Genomic DNA, 14,828 nt, shown 5'->3' with positions numbered 1-14,828 from the left:
AGAAAATCGTGAAATGAACTTCTTCTTCGTGCAAATGCGCATCCCGCCAAGCGTTTTATTTCATGGGGAACGAGGTTTCCTGTCAAATAAAAAACCGCCCCAAACCAAAGGTTTGAGGCGGTAATAAACTTTATTATCGCGGTACCACTCAAATTGACGAAGCGTCCACTTTTCTCATGTACTAACATACACTCCTGATTGATAACGGGTTCGGTTCCCGACAAACCATACTCACCGTTCCCGGTTTTCAGGCCGCCCTCGAAAGTCCATTCAACTATCCGTCCGGTACGGCACTTCCACCATCTGCCGCTCTCTTTCACCTTACAATGATAATCTACTTCTCTTTCTCATCGGTTTTGCTTATATGTATCTGATGGATATTACTTTACCTCTCTCAGATCATTTTGTCAAGACATTTTCCGTTTAAAATTATTTTATCAGTCATCGATAACCGGAACAGGGGTTTCATCCCAGGCATCCAGATCATTAATGTACTTCTTCGTTTCACTGGCAATGACATTTGACAACAGAAGAACTGCGATCAAGTTAGGTACAGCCATCAAAGCATTCAGGATATCTGCCAGTGCCCATACAACGTCAAGTGCGACAACCGGAGCGATTGCTGCTACAGCAACATAAAGGATACGATATCCGATAAGTACTTTTTTACCTGCAAAGTATTCTACTGCACGTTCTCCGTAATATGCCCATCCAAGAACTGTTGAGTATGCGAAACAGATAATACCGAGTGTCAGAATGATCGGTCCAAGATACGGAATCTGCTGGAATGCTAATGTAGTTAAAACTCCACCGTCCTCGATCTCATCCGCATTAATGTTTGGATTCTTCATAACAGAAGTTACGATTACAAGACCGGACATCAGACATACAACTACTGTATCCCAGAAAGTACCTGTGGAAGATACCAGCGCCTGACGAACCGGATTTCTTGTCTGTGCTGCTGCCGCCGCGATAGGAGCAGAACCCATACCAGATTCATTGGAGAAAAGACCTCTCGCAATACCAAAACGCATTGCAGCCATAATACCTGTTCCTACAAGTCCGCCTGCCGCTGCTCCCGGAGTAAAGGCCAGTGTACAGATTGTCTTGATTGCAGGAATAATATAGTCATAATTGAATCCAAGAATAATAATACATCCCAGTACATAAAAGATTGCCATAAATGGAACCAGCTTCTCACACACGCTTGCAATACTCTTAATACCGCCGAAAATAACAATCGCAGTAAGAACAGCAATTACAATACCAACGATCCATCCCGGAACACCAACGTTTTCTTCCACGATATTGGCAATCGCGTTTACCTGTGTAGCACAGCCGATACCAAAAGAAGCAAATCCAGCGAAAATCGCAAAGATCATACCAAGAACTTTTCCAAGGCCTTTCCATTTTAACCCTCTGGAAAGTGCATACATGGCACCGCCCTGCATACGTCCGTCTTTTGTCTTTACACGGTATTTTACCGCGATCAGAGATTCGGAATACTTTGTAGCAATTCCGAATACACCGGAAAGCCAGCACCAAAGCACAGCTCCCGGACCGCCAAGAGCAATCGCAGTACCTACACCGACAATATTACCGGTACCGATGGTAGCGGCAAGCGCTGTTGTAAGCGCTCCAAAGTTGGAAACCTCTCCTTCTGCATCCGGATCTCTGGTTACAGAAAGCTTAATTCCTTTGCTCAATGTCTTTCTCTGGATAAAGCCAGTACGAATTGTCATGAAAATATGGGTACCAAATAACAGAATGATCAGCCACCAGCCCCAAATCACAGCATCAATATCATAGATCGCATTACTGATTGTTTCAAACATAAAATGCCCCCTTCTCTTCCATTTTGAAATTCCTTTGTGTTTTCTGCTGCTTTTTGCCTTGTTGTTTTGACTTTGTAACGTACCGGTACACGGAAAAGCATTCTCTGATTCCTCTCTTCCGTATTGTTATTTTCTATTTTACCAAAATTTTCTGAAAATAGCAAGTATCGTTACAACTTTAACATGCAATTGTGTTTCTCTTTCTTCAAGTTATTGAATATTTAGTCTCACACCTCATTTCCGCTATATTGCACTTATTTTTACCAAAATATATCTATAATTTTGGCTTTTTATGAAAAAAGACGCAGGAAAATCAGTCCAACAACCTCTTTGCCTGCATCTTTTCAAATATGGATTGTATTATATGCTTGTCTGACTGTATTGTCAAGGTATATTTTTTCACTTTTTTATAAAAATTTCTTTTTTCTTTGAATATTCATACAGTTACTTTCTGCAATTTTGCCATTTTATTCATTTTTCTTTTCTTCCTGTATGCCCAAAAATTTTTCAGACTTTCATCACATTTTATACACATTCTGTTTCTAAAATGAAAAAGAAAAATTTTCTGAAGCGAGGAGGTAGTGCATTGATCGAAGTGAAAAATCTTGTAAAATGCTACGGATCACATACCGCCGTGGATCATCTGAATTTTACGATCAAAAAAGGGCAGATCTATGGTTTTCTCGGTCCAAACGGCGCCGGAAAATCAACAACTATGAATATCATGACCGGTTATCTGGGAGCAACGGAAGGAGAAGTTCTCATTAATGGCCACAATATTCTCACAGAGCCTTACAAAGCCAAAAAGGATATCGGTTATCTGCCGGAACAGCCGCCCCTCTATATGGATATGACCGTTCTGGAATATCTGAAATTTGTTTTCTGTCTGAAGCAGCTTGGCAAAACGTTTCAGGAAGAGCAGCTTGAGAAGATCATCCGTCTTGTAAAGCTTGGTTCTGTCAGAAACCGAAGGAAACAGGAAGAACAAACCGGCGGGGATGACTCTCAAATATCTGTCACAGACATAGAATCCCTCTTAGCTCTTTCCTATACAGACCACAGCGAGGGAACCACCATGAGCTTTGCAAAAGACGGAGATACCTGGTATGTCTCCAATGACAGAGATATCCCTCTGACGCAGAGTTATATCGAAACCATGGAAGATACCTTCTGTTCTCTTACCGCCACCCGGGAAATTTCTGATCCTGATGCCCTCTCTGACTACGGGCTTGAAGATCCTGCCTATACCATCGAACTAACAGATCAGGACGGAACTCTTACAACTGTTACCATCGGCAATTCTGTAGATGAAGACTACTACCTTGCTGTAAACGGGCAGGAAGATATTCTTTATACGGCAGACTCCTCCATTGTATCATCCATGCAGTATGACCTTGATACCATGGTTGCAAAAGATGATGTCCCCTCTATCGGAAGCGGAAACCCTGTACAGGCTGATATTACCGAAAACGGGACAACAACAATCTACTCATCTGACAATGACGAACAGACGGAAACTATCTCTACCATTGCCGGCGGATACGGCGCCATGAGTCTGACGGAGCTTGCAAGCTATCATGCCGATGCCGAGGAGCTGGCTTCCTTTGGCCTGGATGAAGATTCCAGAATCACAGTGAAACTGACTTACAATGAATCTTCTGAAGAAGAATCTGATGAGGATCCTCTGACCTTTACGCTGTATATCGGAAATACTACAGACGACGACACCCGCTACGTGCAGGTACAGGACTCTGATCTTGTATATCTGGTAAGCTCCGGCATTCTGAACAATCTATTAGGCGGCAGTGAAGAATAAAGCAATGTGCGCTTTCAGACGTATAACAAAAAGCAGGCAATGTTATCAGAATTGTTAACTGACATATTCTGATAACATTGCCTGCTTTTTCTTTCTATTCTCTACTGCTATTTTTTCAGGATCAGGGCTACAAATACCAGATCTTCATCGCCGTTATTCTTTACTCCGTGTCCGTCGCCGTCCTTGCAGAATGTTACATCTCCGGCTTCAATCGGAACAGCCTTTCCGTTGTCATCGTACATGCCTTTTCCACTTAACACATAGTAAGTTTCTGTCTCACCGTGATGCTCATGATGTCCAAGTTCGCAGCCCGGTTTCAGTGTTACACGGCTGAACATACGGCAGTGCTCGCCCAGCTGCTCCTCATTCAGCAGCCCTTCCTTCATAATGAAACCGGCACCGCCGTTGGCACGCTCCACAGTAACAACTTCTCTTTCGTTTGCTTTTGTCATGATTCATGTCCTCCTTTTTTTCAATTTGGGACGTAACACTTTTAAAAAGTGTTACGTCCCAAATTAACACAAGTGGTGTGTATTTTTGCAAAATACCCTGTCCTTATTTTACCACACCCGGACATTAATTGACAATCTTATAATATTCTCTTGCGGTAATAGCGAATACAATAATGTAAAATGCCGCGAATATCAGCACAGTCACCACAGTACACAGGACGAAAAGCCCGGTATTGAAAAGTCCGAATATCCCCAGAAGTTTTGTTATCACATTGAAGGCAACCATAATATGAAGGATGGAAAACAGCAGAGGCAGGAAAAATACAATCAGGATCTGACTGCGGATCGCCCGGCGTATTTCTCTTTTGTCCATTCCTACTTTCTGCATGATCACATACCGTTCCCGGTCATCCAGACCTTCAGATATCTGTTTGTAGTAGATGATCAGCACTGTCGCCACTAAAAACATGAATCCAAGATACATACCGATGAAGAACAAACATCCGTAAAAGCCGAAAAAGCTTTCTGTCCCTGCCTGTCTGCTGGTAAAATAAGTACCCGGAAGTTCTTCTGTGATCCTGTCCGCAATCTTCTCCTCTACCACAGCCTTTTCTTCATCACTGCCTGTCATATCAAAATCTATGTCATACCGAAGACCGCTTTTCAGTGAATCCAGCTGCATTGCCACTTCATCGTTTGCCACGATCATATACATTCCCGGCGCAACCCGTGACTGATTCTTCTCTTCCAGAACAAAGTCATCCAGCTCTTCTGTTACCTGAAATTTCCGGCCGTCGATCTGAATCGAATCTCTTCCGTAATTCTCAGCTGTAGTATAGATGATCACTTCATTTTCTTTCAGACTGGTGGAGGTGTTTTCCAGTTTCTGATAATCTTCCTGTGGAATCACGTACAATTCTGTAAGATCCCGGGGAGAATAAGTCCCATTCTCGCTGGTCGTAAATTTGTTTCCTCCTTGACTGATAAGAACTGCTGTTCCATAGTGGCAGGCTGTCTCTCCCTCCTTCTTAAGACCTCCCCGGTCAAGCTCTTCCTCAATAAGCTTATTCGCTTTGTCTATCTTTTCCTGGCTTGCTTCATAGAGCGTCATCTGATAATCATTGGGATACTGATGTGCCATCACATCGTCCATACCTACATACAGACTCACTGTGCTGGATATCATCACAAGCACGATCGTACTTAAAATGCAAATATTGGCAAGCCCCACGGCATTTTGTTTCATTCGGTAAATCATTCCGGAAACAGAGACAAAATGATTGGGCTTATAATAAAATTTTTTCCGCTTTCTAAGCAGTTTCAAAAGAGCAATACTTCCTGCCAAAAACAGTGCATACGTTCCGATAATGACTAAAATTACAGCCACAAAAAATGTATTGATCGCTTCAAGAGGGTTCTTGGTTGACACAGCAAGATAGTATCCTGCTGCCATAGTAACAACTCCGACTAAAGCCAGAATCACTTTTGTCTTCGGCTCTTTTTCCCCTGCACTTCCGCCCCGCAGAAGCTCAATGGGATTAGCCAGCCTGATCTGAAACAGATTATAAAACCATGTCAGGAAAAAGATAAATGCAAACAGTATCACCGTATCAGATACAGACTGCACAGAAATATGGAACTCCATTCCCACATCATAGTGAATGATCCGTATTAAAAGGAGATGCATCAGCTTCCCAAAGGCCATTCCTCCGGCAATGCCGCCTGCAATACTGGTTCCTCCCACTATGAGCGTCTCTACTGTCAGCATCCTTCCGATATGTCCTTTTCCCATTCCAAGGATATTGTAAACAGCAATCTCCTTTTTCCGGCGCTTGATGAGAAAACTGTTGGTATAAAACAAAAAGATCACGGAAAATACAACCATCACGCCACATCCCATCCGGAGCACTGTGATCACATTTGTAATCTCAATACTGCCATTCCCTGCAAGGGCGTCTATAATATAGTACATCATAACCGTAAGGATGGATGTGAAAATAAACGGGACATAGGTTTTTCTGTTGTTCTTGATATTGCTGACTGCCAGTCTGGAATAAATTCTGCTATTCATTCCTCTCACCTCCTGTGGCAAGTACAGTCAGTGTATCAGAAATCTTCTGGTAAAGCTGCTCGTTGGTCAGATTTCCTCTGTACAGTTGATGAAATACCTCCCCATCCTTAATAAACAAAATCCGATCCGCTGTACTGGCTGCCTTGACACTGTGAGTCACCATCAAAATCGTCTGCCCATCCCTGTTAATCTGAGTAAACAGCCTAAGAAGTTCATCCGATGCCCTGGAATCCAGCGCTCCTGTGGGTTATGTTAAATTAGTATGCATAATAAAAAACAGCCCCTGGTTTCATCCGGGGCTGTTTTGTTATCTCTTGCATTATTTTACTCTTATTTTCTGTCCTGCATAGATTACATTTGCATTTTTAATTCCGTTCCATGACTGCAGCTGGCTTACAGTAGTGCCGTATTTCGCAGCTATTTCAGAGAGGGTATCTCCGCTCTTGATCGTGTAGTACTGCTTCGCAGAGTTGCTCGAACCTGATCCGAGCTTTTTATTTACCTCGGCCTGCACAGCATTGTAATCATACCCTGCCGCCTGCAGTTTGTTCTTCCGATCACTTCCATTGCCCCACTTTCCAGCGATCACTTCGTCGGCAATGGCGGCTACGCTTTTTTTGCTGCTTCCGTTTACAGCCTTCTGCACTTCATCGTATCGTGATCCGAGCACAATCTTTCTTGTTTCTCCGTTGCCGTACTTTCCGGCTTTAACTTCCGATGCAAGTGTAGACACAGACGCAGTGCTGATATGGTTAATCATATTCTGTACTTCATCATACCGAGCCTCTAATGCAGCTTTACGGTAATCGCCATTCCCGTATTTTCCCTGCATTACTCCAACAACAAGATCAATTGTTGATCCCGTAGGGCTTGTGGGATTAGAGGGTGCAGTAGATCCGCCCGCATCTTCGTGAGCGCTGTCCGGATTACAGTATTTCATCCATGCATTCTTATCGCCATAGAACTTATTGAGATCCAGATTCCCGTTGTATCCGTTCAAACGCCCTGCCGAGCTATACTGACGGATGGCGCAGGAATACGCCCCTTCATTCCACGGTGCATCCTGATAGCCCGTCTGATCCATGTTTGCATACTGGGCAACCCATAATCCGCAGTTCAGTTCTTCTGCGATCGGTTTTACAGCCGAAAGTCGCGACTGCTGTACATAGATTACCGGAGGGATGCCAGTTCTCTCAATAATTCTCTGCGCGACCTGTTTGAGATAGGATTCATTTCCCCACTGTGAATTCTGATTTGACTCCCAGTCAAGACAAATCATATATTTCCCGATCCAGCTTTTGATATTATCGAGATAGAAATCTGCCTCCGCTACTGCGCCCGATCCAGAGATATAGTGGTATGTTCCCACCAGTTTACCTGCACCAGCGGCCTGCTCTACCTGCCGGGCGCAATCCGGGGATACATACGAAGTTCCCTGTGTCGCTTTACAGATTACAAAATCGGCGGGTACAGCAGCCAGATTAATGCCCGCCTGCCAGTTACTCACATCAATACCATTCATATATGCCATATTATCTTACCTCCTGTTCACTTTCGCCGTAGCATCTGCACGGCCATGTTCCCTCCGGATATTCCACTACTATCTCAATCTCCTCTCCGTTCTGTCCGTCATTCCGGATGGAAATCTCTCCGCCATATTGATAGATAACCTGATCCTGTGCGTATACCGTGACCGTCCCGGTCCTGCATGGCTCCGGGATTGTGATCTCCAGCGGTTCCGGCGGTTCCTCCTGCTCTATTTCTTTTTGTGTACCTGCCAGGTACAGCGTGGGTACCACCAGCAGGCAGAGCGCCATGAGTATGGCCAGCGCACGCATCCAGGGCTTTCTTTTCGAAAAAGAGGCCCGGCGTCTGCCAGGCCTCCCGCTCTTATTTCTCATCTGTTTCCGCTGCGTCATCTGCAGTGATCTCTGTGTCAATTACCAGGTCCGTGGAGGCGGAGTCCACAAGGCCCTCTCCGATAATGTAGGCAATCAGCGTGGCGCCTCCCATCACGATTGCTACCACCTGCGTGATCTCGTTATCTCCTGCGCCTGCAGCGATCATAATCGGTGTAATGAACCCGACTACCGCAGCCCAGAATTTTCTGCTTGTCAGTTTTCTTTTCCAGTCAATTTTGTTCATGATTTTTTCCTCCATATCTTTTTTCAAATTGTTACCTACGGCTTTTCATCAGCTCTGCGATCCTTTCCGTCTCATGCATTGGTATCTTTTCCAGGTCATTCATGGCCGGCTGCACCTCACTGTGAACATATCCATCTCCATCCAGATCCTCATAGTCTTTGAAGATTTTCCAGAAAGCGTCCGCCTCCATCTCTGACCAGGCTCTCATTGGATTTTTCTCTGGGGATGTATAATACCGGTATGATTGCAAAATCCGATCTCTCAGCTTATTTCGCTCTCTCCTCCGGTTCTCCTCTTCCATCTTTTCCAACCGCTCATTGTTTTCCTGCTGTCCTTTTCTCAGGCCCTCGATTTCCTGAGTAAATTTTTTCTGGATATCCAGGGACTGCTGGTGCCACAGTGGGTATTTGTTTACCTGGTCCATGACTTCCTCCATTTTGGTATCTTTTGCCTTTTCCGCAAGTGCTTTCTCTGAAAAATACTTTTCCACTTTTTTGTAGGTCTTCCAGAGGAAAAAGAGCGCCGCCAGAACAAAGACTGCGCTCTCAATCGTTACGCTGCCAAAAAGCCGCAAAAAATAATCCATACCGCATCCACCTCCCCTCTTTCAATAATCATCCCGTTTTGCCCTGCCAGCGGCCAGGTTCGTCTCTTGCTCTCTTTGTGTTCATGTTCCACCTCCGTTCTCGATCAGCTCAAAATCATCCTCATCCACGTATTTTCTGCAGTGCATTTCCAGCACGTCCAGATCCCTCTCAATATCTTCCAGGGGTTTCTTTCCCGTTCCCTTCGTTAGCAGGAGCAGATCATAGATGGATGACCATAGCCTGCTTATGATCTGGAGCTTTGTCATTTTCCTCTGCCTCCCGTCAGGAGCTTATAGTGTGGTTTTTCTTCCCCGAACAATTTCCAGCGAACCAGGTCATCCACTACAATTCCGATCCCGGAAACAAAAAACCATAGGACGGTAAACTGCGGACAGATCTGCCCCAGAATGTTTCCCGGAAGGTTGCTGTAGTCCCATATATCCAGTTTCAGCCAGAGATTGAGGACACACCCAAAAATGAACTCTGTGGCTGTGACCGCAATCGCTCCATACAGCATCTGAAGGAGAAAAGGCATCTCGTAGTCCAGAACCTCATTGATCCCGCCTATTGCCAGGAAGCATATTCCTCCGGTCACGGCCATGGTCCAGTGGGATCTGCCCCGGATCAGCATTTCTGCGCTGTAGTAGACCGCTGCTCCGATCAGAAAGAGAGTTGTCAGTTCAACAAGTTTCTTCATGCCGTTGTTCCCTCCCCGGAGCTTGCCCCGTTCTCTGTGGCCTCAGTATCCTCTGCAGATCCGCCGGCCATGATCTCCATGTAGTCCAGGAGTACCTCGTTTCTATGTTCCTCCGGGATCGTGGTCCCCCAGTGAATTTCCTCTAAATCGCTGGGCTTCGTGGCCGCCTTGATCCACATATTCAGCGCATTGCAGTATGTGGTGTTATAAGATACATAGAAAAAGGCAGCATCAATGATTTTCTGCATATCGGCGGCGCTGTAATACTTGCAGGGCTGTTTGTCCTGGTGGTATTCCAGTTTTTCTGCCCCCGCCGCAAGCTGCGCCTGCTTCCCAAAAAGGTTGATCTGGTCTTTTTCCGTCAGGCTGAAATGTTCAAGTCCTGTGGATAATGTCACATCTACACCGGTATAAATCGTCTTCTCGCAAGCTGCGCTCACTTCGGCGTATTTTTCATTTCTCATCTGCTCAAAACTGAGGTCCACATCCTCCCCTTTGGATACCTTCGGGCCGTTTTCAAACCAGTATTCAAAGTCCGTGGAGATTTCCTCCTCCGTGATCGTGCCAGGGTACCGGAACTGTACCTCTTCGCATTCCCACGCTGTATAAGTCCCAGCCCCTTCCTCATTCTTGACGCTGATTTCCGCAATATTTTTTCTGAGAATGACGTCTGTTCCTGATTTCAGCGGGAAGACGTCAACCTCTGCAGGCTTCAATAAGTAACGCTCTTTCATTTCTGATATGCTCCTTTCTGCCATGCAGAGACACGCTCTGCGCAGCCTTTCTGAATATTTCATTTACATGATATTTCTTTGCGAACTTCTCACTATCGCTGTGTTTGAGCCAGCCTTTGTATGCTGACAGCTTGCAGGCTCTCCACCAGGGTATATATCCCAGTTTTTCCAGGTCCTCTGCAGCACGTAGGATCTGCCTCCGGATCCGCCGGAAGATCCTCCCTCTGATAATCGTGTAGGTCCTATATGTGACAAAGCCCATCATATCCACACCGCAGGTCCTTTTTCTGCTTCCCTCCACCCTCCTTTTCTTCTGCTCCTTTTCCGCCTCAAACGTAGTCAGGTGGTAGATCTGCCACGCATTTTTGATTTTCAGCCCCAGGGTGGATCTGCTCCATTTTGACGCTTTCCGGATTGCTTTCCGGATCTGTGAAAAATGTCCAAACATAGTGAAGTCATCCGCAAAGCACACCACCGCCTGGATCATTTTGGTTTTCACTCCTCTTCTTGTGTTCTCCAGACTCAGGAGATACCTGAGTACATAGCTCATCACATAGTTGAATAACCACGCTGGGAGATATCCTCCAATGCAAAGGTGCCCTCCTGGATAATTCTCCATGAGAGCACCTAAAAACCACTGCAGTATTTTGTTTTTCCCGATATCCCGCCGGAGCAGCTTCATAGAGCACTCCACCGTAATAGATGGATATGCCTTTTCTGCGTCACACTTCACGGCATCCACTTTTCCCGGATACTTTCTCCTTAATAATCTTTCGATCTGTCTCTTTCCGCCCACCTGGCCTCTTGTCGGAATACTGCCGTACTGATGTTTGAGGAGCTTCGCCTTGAACATTGGCATCAGAGCCTCCACGGCCATATATTCCATGATCTGCTGATCCGGAGACTCCTGGCATATATCCCGCATCTTATTGGTCAGTCCGTCTCTCCGTTTGAATTGCCGGATCGGTGGCAGCCTCAGATCTCTGTCCCGGATCCTCTGTGTCAGTCTCTCGCATACCGCCCGGATTGCCGCATTGACTTTGGTTTTGTCATGATCCAGTCTTGCCTGGGCTATTTCCTGCTTTGTGATCTTCCCGGTTCTGATCAGGACCCGCTGGAAGTCTTTTCTTTTCAGCTTTCCATCAAAGCACTTCTTAACCGCAGGCATATTTTGATCTGCGTTTTCTATGTCTGTATCTGCAGGTTTGCAGTATGTCTTCATGTTACCATCCTTTCGTGCATCATCTGGTTACTGCCGGGGACTTTCCCTCTCGGTACTAGCCTCCGCTGGTTTCAAGTAATTTTCGCACATAAGCGTGGATTGTATGATGCAATGTGATCATGCACTATTTTTAATAACCAGTTGCGCCCAGAGCGCCGTTCCAGTTAGCGTTCGTCACGCCATTGTTCGAGTTGCGACACGCCAGGCCGGCATTGCCGCCGTTGTTCAAGTTGCCGAACACCCACGCAGCCCGGACGCCGGAAGCGGCCGGGTTGCAGTTGAAGGCTGCCTCTGGGAACACCATACAACCCCAGCGGAAATATTCCGCCGTTTCTCATATCAGGGGCCTGCCGCCCCTCTTGCCCTTCGGGCATTCACCCCGCTTTTACCCAGCCAGGCCAGGTGCGCCCAGAGCGCCGTGCCAGGAAGCGTTCGACACGCCATTGGGCGAGTAGCGACACGCCAGGCCGGCAGAGCCGCCGTTGCCCAAGGAGCCGAACACCCACGCAGCCCGGACGCCGGAAGCGGCCGGGTAGCAGTAGAAGGCTGCCTTACACCCAACGCCACTGCCACTGGCTCCGATACCTGCAGGCCAGAGGACTGCCGGATCTTTGGATATTGCGGTATCCTCAATGTATTTCCAGCCTGCAGCTGTGCCAGCCGGAATAACCATTGTGAGGTCTTCCTGCTTCTCGTAGTTCGCCGTGATGGATGACGCCACCTTTGACTGGTCATGGCAGGTATGGCACTCAAAATTATAGTCTCCATTGTCGTCCGTGGACCACTGCCAAAGCTCATCCGATACGATCAGATAGGCGCCATTCATAAACTCAATTTTCTGGAGGAGTCCAGGCTCTTTCCCGCTTGTGGCGCTGTATCTGCTTCCGTCTGTACCCTTTACATTGTCATTCCATCCGGACCAGTATGGATCTGTACTGATCAGCGTGGATCCGGCTGTCGTGTCAAAGGTTTCCCCTCCATTGTCCACGTATACCGCTGAGTATTCCGTTTCATCATCCTCAACCTCAAAGTCCTCAATGCGTGTGATCAGCTTATTCCTGCAGACAGAATAATTGCTCGCTGTGTTTCTGTCAGTTCCGGACTGGATACCGATCTGAACAGACGAACCCACGAAAAGGTTGGCTGCCTGGGCTTTCGTAAGGATCACACGCTCAACTCCCACCTCGGAGATCGCTGCGGTATACTGATAATTGTACTGATTGCAGCCCGTAATCTTCCCAGCGTTTCCCTTTTGTGCGTATTTCAGCCACATCATCCGGAGCAGGAATTTAACCAGGTTTCCGCTTGCTCCGCTGTACTGTTCCCCTCTGGCTCTCCATTTTGATACGCCAGTTGTATGGCTTGTCCAGTTCAGCGGCGCAAGCCCGGTTCCGCATGTGATGACTCCATCCAGCTCTCCAGCCGGATATTTCGGATGTGCCATGTAGGCATATACATTTCCGTTTTTATCCTCTCCATCCGGCCACTGCTCATATCCCGGCGCCGGATGGCAGCGCATTTTGAGGTATCTGTATCCTCCTTCATCCCACTCTCTTGTCCATGTGTTTTTCTGGAGCACCCATGTGAGATGTTCTCCGGATCTGACTTTTTTCATGCTGTCAATGTGCTCAATATAATAGATCTCATGGGATCCATCCGTGAGCTTTTCCGCTGATACCTCCAGGCACCAGAACTGTGGCAGTTTCGCAAAATCATCCTGCCCCGCTTCCTCCTCTGTGGATGGCGTGACCGTAAGCCCCACGCTGTCATCCGTCAGCTCTCCGACTGCAGACGTGCTGGTGCCATACAGTGGGAAGGATACTCCATGCACCCGGTCATCATCCAGCACATTCCCGAACCACCGCTCCAACATTTCCGCTTTAGTGTGGAGATCCGGATGGTACTGATATTTCCACCACTCCACAAAGAGCGCGTCCACTTCCTCTTTCGTGGTGGCAAGCGCCACCTTTTCCTTGTACGCAATGTCCGCCGCACCTTCCGCATTGATTTTCTGTGAGAGCATCATCTGTCTCATAGTGCTCTCCCGGGGAATGTTTACTACTTCCTGAGCCATGTTCTTTCTACCTCCTATTCTGTTTCTGTGTCATACGTGTATGTTACGTCAAGCCCTCTGTCTTCTGCGTTCAGGGCAAAAGTGAGGCTGTTGACCTGATCCATGACGGCCTGTGCCGCTGCGTTGGCGTTGGCCACCGCCTGGCTGCTCGCCTGCTGCCTGGCCTGCTCCTGCTGCTGTCTCGTGGTCTCCTGATCCGCTCTTGTCTGTTCCGCCTGCGCCCTGGCCTGCTCTGCTTTCGCCCTGGCCTGTTCCGCCTGCGCCCTGGCCTGTTCCGCCTGCCTTCTCAGCTCCTCCGCACTCTCTGCCTGCTCGTTATTCGTGGCAAGCTGCTGGTTGATCTGCGTTGCCTCTGTGATATTCTCCTCGAGGCTGTCCTCTATCTGGCCAGCGGTCGTGATATCTGCTTCCAGGCTGTCCTCCGCTTTTCCGGCGGCCGTGATATCTGCCTCCAGGCTTTTCTCGGCCTGACCGGCGGCCGTGATATCCGCCTCCAGGCTTTTCTCGGCCTGACCGGCGGCCGTGATATCCGCCTCCAGGCTGTCCTCCGCTTTTCCGGCGGCCGTAACATTCTGCTGGAGTGATGCGTTCACCTGTTTGGCCTCTTCCAGATTATCGCTGAATTCCTTCTGTGTCTTCTTATTTTCCGCCACGTCCTGAGAGACCTTCTCCTGGGCGGCCAATATGTCAGTTTTTACCTGATTGTAGGTATTATTTTCATCAGATACCTCGTTAATGGCCGCCACGATGCTGGCCCGCACATCTTTCCCTTTTTTTGCATTGGCAATCTGCTCTGTGTACTTCTTTACATCTGCCACTTTTTATCACCCCTTTTCCGGCTCCGGTTCCTGGTCCTCCAGCTTTTCCTGGTAGTACGTTTCCAGTTCAGACGTGTACTGCTCCGTTTCGATCGCAAGCTCGTTTCCTGCCTCTCTTTCATACTCCGCCGCAATATCCCCCATAATCGCTGCTACGAGAAACAGAGGGAGCTTATACGCTTTTGCTACATTTCTCACTGCCATTGTCATTGCGCTCTTCGCTTCCCCGTATACCATGCTTGCCGGTTTAGTCGGTTTTCCTTCCATCTTCCTTCTCCTTTCTTCCCTCCGCTTTGACCTGCTCCTGCAGTTCGCCCTGATCCGGTTTTTTGATTTTCGTGGTGTTTTCTTCAATCAGCATTTTTTCCATCTTGACC

16 protein-coding genes, 1 pseudogene and 1 other annotated feature are annotated in these 14,828 nt (G+C 47.4%); of the genes and pseudogenes, 1 reads left to right on the top strand and 16 read right to left on the bottom strand.

Annotated elements, in window-relative coordinates; genetic code table 11:
- Positions 1 to 110: 110 nt before the first annotated feature.
- Positions 111 to 360, bottom strand: a binding site (T-box leader).
- Between the two features lie 77 nt (positions 361 to 437).
- The gene (locus EUBC25_RS12660) at positions 438 to 1,835 is read right to left on the bottom strand and encodes an alanine/glycine:cation symporter family protein (protein WP_230105846.1); all 1,398 of its coding nucleotides are present in this window, start codon (positions 1,833 to 1,835) and stop codon (positions 438 to 440) included.
- A 547-nt stretch (positions 1,836 to 2,382) separates the two neighbouring features.
- Between EUBC25_RS12660 and EUBC25_RS12655 the strand changes: the two genes are divergently transcribed.
- Positions 2,383 to 3,651 (top strand): DUF4340 domain-containing protein, encoded by a 1,269-nt coding sequence (locus tag EUBC25_RS12655; protein ID WP_416386657.1) that lies wholly within the window; start codon positions 2,383 to 2,385, stop codon positions 3,649 to 3,651.
- A gap of 107 nt (positions 3,652 to 3,758) precedes the next feature.
- On the opposite strand, the gene EUBC25_RS12650 is transcribed toward EUBC25_RS12655, so the two are convergent.
- The 15 genes and pseudogenes from EUBC25_RS12650 to EUBC25_RS14855 all read right to left on the bottom strand — a co-directional run bounded on the left by EUBC25_RS12650 (position 3,759) and on the right by EUBC25_RS14855 (position 14,821).
- A complete protein-coding gene (locus tag EUBC25_RS12650; protein WP_230105844.1) occupies positions 3,759 to 4,103 on the bottom strand; it encodes a cupin domain-containing protein in 345 nt (114 codons plus the stop codon).
- A gap of 124 nt (positions 4,104 to 4,227) precedes the next feature.
- Positions 4,228 to 6,174 (bottom strand): ABC transporter permease, encoded by a 1,947-nt coding sequence (locus EUBC25_RS12645; RefSeq protein ID WP_230105843.1) that lies wholly within the window; start codon positions 6,172 to 6,174, stop codon positions 4,228 to 4,230.
- A pseudogene (locus EUBC25_RS12640) lies at positions 6,167 to 6,421 on the bottom strand (ABC transporter ATP-binding protein); the annotation flags it as partial. The gene EUBC25_RS12645 and the pseudogene EUBC25_RS12640, both read right to left, overlap by 8 nt.
- A gap of 72 nt (positions 6,422 to 6,493) precedes the next feature.
- On the bottom strand, positions 6,494 to 7,705 hold the full coding sequence (locus EUBC25_RS12635; RefSeq protein WP_230105842.1) for a GH25 family lysozyme: 1,212 nt from the start codon (positions 7,703 to 7,705) through the stop codon (positions 6,494 to 6,496).
- Between the two features lies 1 nt (position 7,706).
- Positions 7,707 to 8,012: a hypothetical protein gene (locus EUBC25_RS12630; RefSeq protein WP_230105841.1), complete on the bottom strand. Its 306-nt coding sequence runs from the start codon at positions 8,010 to 8,012 to the stop codon at positions 7,707 to 7,709.
- Positions 8,013 to 8,064: 52 nt separating this feature from the next.
- Entirely contained in the window at positions 8,065 to 8,319 is a 255-nt protein-coding gene (locus tag EUBC25_RS12625; protein WP_230105840.1) for a hypothetical protein, read from the bottom strand.
- 31 nt (positions 8,320 to 8,350) lie between these two features.
- Entirely contained in the window at positions 8,351 to 8,905 is a 555-nt protein-coding gene (locus tag EUBC25_RS12620) for a hypothetical protein (protein ID WP_230105839.1), read from the bottom strand.
- An 81-nt stretch (positions 8,906 to 8,986) separates the two neighbouring features.
- Positions 8,987 to 9,172 (bottom strand): hypothetical protein, encoded by a 186-nt coding sequence (locus tag EUBC25_RS12615; RefSeq protein WP_230105838.1) that lies wholly within the window; start codon positions 9,170 to 9,172, stop codon positions 8,987 to 8,989.
- Complete coding sequence (locus tag EUBC25_RS12610; RefSeq protein ID WP_230105837.1) at positions 9,169 to 9,603, bottom strand: putative ABC transporter permease; 435 nt, start codon at positions 9,601 to 9,603, stop codon at positions 9,169 to 9,171. Before EUBC25_RS12610 ends, EUBC25_RS12615 begins: the two co-directional genes overlap by 4 nt.
- Positions 9,600 to 10,337, bottom strand: a complete 738-nt coding sequence (locus EUBC25_RS12605) for a DUF4376 domain-containing protein (RefSeq protein WP_230105836.1) — start codon at positions 10,335 to 10,337, stop codon at positions 9,600 to 9,602. The genes EUBC25_RS12610 and EUBC25_RS12605 overlap by 4 nt, the downstream gene beginning before the upstream one ends.
- Positions 10,300 to 11,559: a Reverse transcriptase (RNA-dependent DNA polymerase) gene (locus EUBC25_RS12600; protein ID WP_230105835.1), complete on the bottom strand. Its 1,260-nt coding sequence runs from the start codon at positions 11,557 to 11,559 to the stop codon at positions 10,300 to 10,302. Before EUBC25_RS12600 ends, EUBC25_RS12605 begins: the two co-directional genes overlap by 38 nt.
- A gap of 385 nt (positions 11,560 to 11,944) precedes the next feature.
- A complete protein-coding gene (locus tag EUBC25_RS12595) occupies positions 11,945 to 13,633 on the bottom strand; it encodes a hypothetical protein (RefSeq protein ID WP_230105834.1) in 1,689 nt (562 codons plus the stop codon).
- A gap of 14 nt (positions 13,634 to 13,647) precedes the next feature.
- Positions 13,648 to 14,451, bottom strand: a complete 804-nt coding sequence (locus EUBC25_RS12590) for a hypothetical protein (RefSeq protein ID WP_230105833.1) — start codon at positions 14,449 to 14,451, stop codon at positions 13,648 to 13,650.
- 6 nt (positions 14,452 to 14,457) lie between these two features.
- Positions 14,458 to 14,718: a hypothetical protein gene (locus EUBC25_RS12585; RefSeq protein WP_230105832.1), complete on the bottom strand. Its 261-nt coding sequence runs from the start codon at positions 14,716 to 14,718 to the stop codon at positions 14,458 to 14,460.
- Positions 14,699 to 14,821 carry a hypothetical protein gene (locus EUBC25_RS14855; protein ID WP_255682333.1) on the bottom strand — a complete coding sequence of 41 codons (123 nt, stop codon included), beginning with the start codon at positions 14,819 to 14,821 and terminating at the stop codon, positions 14,699 to 14,701. The genes EUBC25_RS12585 and EUBC25_RS14855 overlap by 20 nt, the downstream gene beginning before the upstream one ends.
- Between the last annotated feature and the right edge of the window lie 7 nt (positions 14,822 to 14,828).

The organism is Claveliimonas bilis, from assembly GCF_020892095.1.
Classification (GTDB): Bacteria; Bacillota; Clostridia; order Lachnospirales; family Lachnospiraceae; genus Claveliimonas; species Claveliimonas bilis.
This window is presented reverse-complemented; position numbering and strand designations above follow the sequence as displayed.